4 protein-coding genes are annotated in these 3,372 nt (G+C 70.5%); 3 read left to right on the top strand and 1 reads right to left on the bottom strand.

The window, feature by feature from the left end; translation table 11 throughout:
- Window positions 1-395: hypothetical protein (locus QK444_RS34375; RefSeq protein WP_282786181.1), on the top strand; the 395-nt coding region annotated here is incomplete at its 5' end.
- Window positions 396-414: 19 nt separating this feature from the next.
- Here QK444_RS34375 and QK444_RS34370 read toward each other — a convergent pair.
- The gene (locus QK444_RS34370; protein WP_282786180.1) at window positions 415-1,311 is read right to left on the bottom strand and encodes an alpha/beta fold hydrolase; all 897 of its coding nucleotides are present in this window, start codon (window positions 1,309-1,311) and stop codon (window positions 415-417) included.
- A 168-nt stretch (window positions 1,312-1,479) separates the two neighbouring features.
- Between QK444_RS34370 and QK444_RS34365 the strand changes: the two genes are divergently transcribed.
- Together QK444_RS34365 and QK444_RS34360 are read left to right on the top strand one after the other, a co-directional pair.
- On the top strand, window positions 1,480-2,019 hold the full coding sequence (locus QK444_RS34365; RefSeq protein ID WP_282786179.1) for a hypothetical protein: 540 nt from the start codon (window positions 1,480-1,482) through the stop codon (window positions 2,017-2,019).
- 73 nt (window positions 2,020-2,092) lie between these two features.
- Window positions 2,093-3,372 (top strand): bifunctional 3'-5' exonuclease/DNA polymerase (locus QK444_RS34360; protein ID WP_282786178.1); only part of this gene is annotated, 1,280 nt, incomplete at its 3' end.

Raw genomic sequence — 3,372 nt, 5'->3', positions numbered from 1 at the left:
TGTCCCAGCTCTCCGACCTCGGTTGGGTGCGGCTCGGCGCCGGTGCGCTGGTGCTGTTCGCCATCGCGATGGCCGGTGCGTCCGTCCTACCCGTGGAACCCGCACTGCTCGCGGGCTGGACCGTGCTGCCGATGCTGGCAGCGCTGACGGCGCGTGAACTGTCGTCGCGAGCAGACGCGGAGTCGATTCCCACGGTGACCGACTGGGCGTACCGGCCGGATGTCTACCCGCCGTCGGGGACCGTGGCGGAGTCGTCGCATACCCTCATCGCTTGGGCGGTTACGCCACCGCCGCCGTTCGTCCCGCGTCCGGGTCTGGTCGTCCCCGGCCTGATCGTCGCGGCCGCGTGTACGGCGTGTGCGGTCTGGCTGGCGCGTCGTGACAGCGTGTCATGAGGCAGTGACCGGTCCCGGCCTACGGTGAGTCGTCGCCGCTCCTGTTCGCCTCGAAATGCTCGACCAGCAGCCGAGTCACAGCCTCGGGTGCTTCGTCGGGAATCCAATGGGAGACCCCGGGCAGCACCTCGAGGCGGAAGGGGCCATCCACGTAGCGGCTCGACAGTTTCGGGCCGGTGGCTAGGACGGCGGTGTCGCCGTCGCTCCAGACCTGGAGGGTGGGGATGGTGACGCGGGCGCGGAGGCGGCCGGGGGCGGAGAAGGGCATGCCGCGGTACCAGTGCAGGCCGCCGCGGGCGATTGTCCTGTCGCGCAGGCGGTTTCCGTCGCGCCGGGCGACATCGGCCGGTTGGCCGCTGCGTTCCAGCATGCGGCGGAACAGGGGGGTGCGGACCATCAGTTCCGGGAGCAGGGGGAGCTGGAAGACGTACATGTACCAGGAGGCCAGGGCTTGGCGGCTGGTGAGCATGGCGCGCAGGAACGCGGTCGGGTGCGGGACGGAAAGGGCGGTGAGAGAACGCATTCGGTGTTGCCCGTCGGTGGCTGCGGCCCAGGCGGCGGCCGCGCCCCAGTCGTGGCCGACCACGTGCACCGGCCGTCCGATCGCGTCGGCCATGGTCAGCACGTCCCGGGCCAGTTCGTCGAGTCGATAGGACCAGCGCCAGCGGGGTGCGGCGGTGGGGCTGGCGCCGCGCATGTTCGGCGAGAAGGTGCGGTAGCCATGCCGATTCAGGGCGGCGGCCACCGCGTCCCAGCTGCGGGAGTCCTGCGGCCAGCCGTGCAGCAGCAGGACCGGGTCGCCGTCGAGCGGACCGGAATCGGTGACGGGAAAGGTCAGGCCGTCGCGGTGGAAGGCGGTGATGCGGCGCGGGCTGTCGTCCTGGTCGCGTGCGGATGGGTCGGCGGCGGTCGACATGTGCACCTCCTCGTGCTCGCGGTATTGACGTAACAGCGTGTCACATCAATTGGGATCGCACTACCCGTACCCCGATTGCGCGCCGGATCGTCGCTGCCTAATCTCGAATCAGACGATGTTGAAGCCGCTCTTGTTCGATCAACGATGATCTCCAGAGAGGTGTGGGACATGTCGACTCTTCGAGGTTCGCTCATCGCCGCGCTCGCGGCGGGTTTCTCGGTCGCCGGGGTGTGCGCCGGCGGCATCGCATCGGCCCAGCCGGAACTCGACAGCGGCGGCTGCACGGCGGGCTCGATCGCCTGGCAGGCGAACGGACCGGGGATCACGGGCAGCTCCCAGGCACCGGTGGCCAGCAATGTCGGCGGCCACCTGGTGGGCTGCTACGGGGCTCCCGACGATATCGGTGTCGGAACCATCATCGGCACCACGTTCGAACCGGCCGCGACCTGTTACGGCAGTCGCGGTGGACGTGCCGATCTGCTCGTCATCTGGGACAACGGCGTGAACAGCCATGTGATCGGCTCCTGGGAGTGGACGCTTGGTCAGCAGGCGACCAATCATCTGAAGATCGTCGGCGGCCTGGGGTCGGGCAAGATGCTGCAGGTCGTGACCGCGCCTCCGGAGGTGAGTCCGGCGGCCGTCACCGGCTGCATCATGGGCGGCTATCGCGGCGGCAGCTACCAGGTGCTCAGCGTGAAGGTGCTCTGAACCGACGCGCCGCCGAGCCCGTCCCCACGGTGGACGGGTGAAGGATGTCCGTGCCCGGTGCGAGACTCTGACCATGCGATGGGCGGTGGCGGAGTCCGGTGACGGCGGGGCGCGTCTGTGTCCGCTGGGTCCGGATGGCCGACCCGCGGGTCCGGTGGTACACGAGCCCGCACTGGCCGATGCGGTGCGCTCGCGCCCGGAGGTACAGCGCTGGGTCTGGCGATCCACCGGCGAGATCTATCGGCGTCTGCTCGCTGCGGGCGTGCGTGTCGAACGCTGCTACGACGTGGAGGCCGCCGAGGCGGTGCTGATCGGGCACGAGGAGGGGCAGTCGGGTCAGGCGCGCTCCCTGGCGGCCGCCTGGGCGCGGTTGCACGGGCTGCCGGTGCCGCCGGACGCGCCCGCCCGCGCCGCCGACACCGAGCCCACCCTGTTCGACTCGGGTCCGGTGCCGCTCCCGCCCGGCGCCGACGAGTTGACGGCGTTGCTGGAGGTCTACGCGGGGCAGGTGGCCCGGGTGGCGCGGACCGAGCACCCGGAACGGATGTGGCTGCTGCTCGCCGCCGAATCGGCGGGCATGCTGGTGGCCGCGGAGATGTCCCGCGCGGGCATACCGTGGCGGGCCGATATCCACCGTGAACTACTCGATTCGATGCTGGGCGAACGCATCTCGGGCGGGACGGAACCGCGGCGCATGGCCGAGCTGGCCGATGCCGTGTCGCGGGCCTTCGGCGCGCGGGTCCGGCCGGACCTGCCCCAGGACATCATCCGGGCCTTCGGCCGTGCCGGAATCTCACTGTCCTCCACCAGGAAATGGGAGCTCCAGGAGATCGACCATCCGGCGGTCGCGCCGCTACTGGCCTACAAATCGCTGTATCGCCTGTACACCGCGCACGGCTGGTCCTGGATCGACCAGTGGGTGCGTGACGGCCGCTTCCGGCCCGAATATCTGCCCGGCGGCACGGTGACCGGTCGCTGGACCACCAATGGCGGTGGTGCGCTGCAGATTCCGAAGGTGATCCGGCCCGCCATCCGCGCCGATCCGGGCTGGCGGCTGGTGGTCGCCGACGTGGATCAGATGGAACCGCGGGTGCTCGCCGCGATCTCGCGCGATCCGGGACTGATGGAGGTGGCCGGTCGCGACGAGGACATGTACGCGGATCTGGCGGCCCGCGCCTTCGGCGGCGACCGCGCCCAGGCGAAACTCGCCATGCTGGGCGCGCTCTACGGCCAGACCTCCGGGGACGCCCTCACCCATATCGCCGAACTCCGCCGCCGCTATCCGGCCGCCATGGCGTACGTCGACAATGCGGCCCATGCCGGTGTGGAGGGCCGCCTGGTGCGCACCTGGCT

Origin of the sequence: Nocardia sp. CC201C (assembly GCF_030010695.1) — a bacterium.
Lineage (GTDB): Bacteria > Actinomycetota > Actinomycetes > Mycobacteriales > Mycobacteriaceae > Nocardia > Nocardia otitidiscaviarum.
The sequence above is the reverse complement of the archived record's forward strand: the minus strand, read 5'-3'. Positions and strand labels throughout refer to the sequence as shown.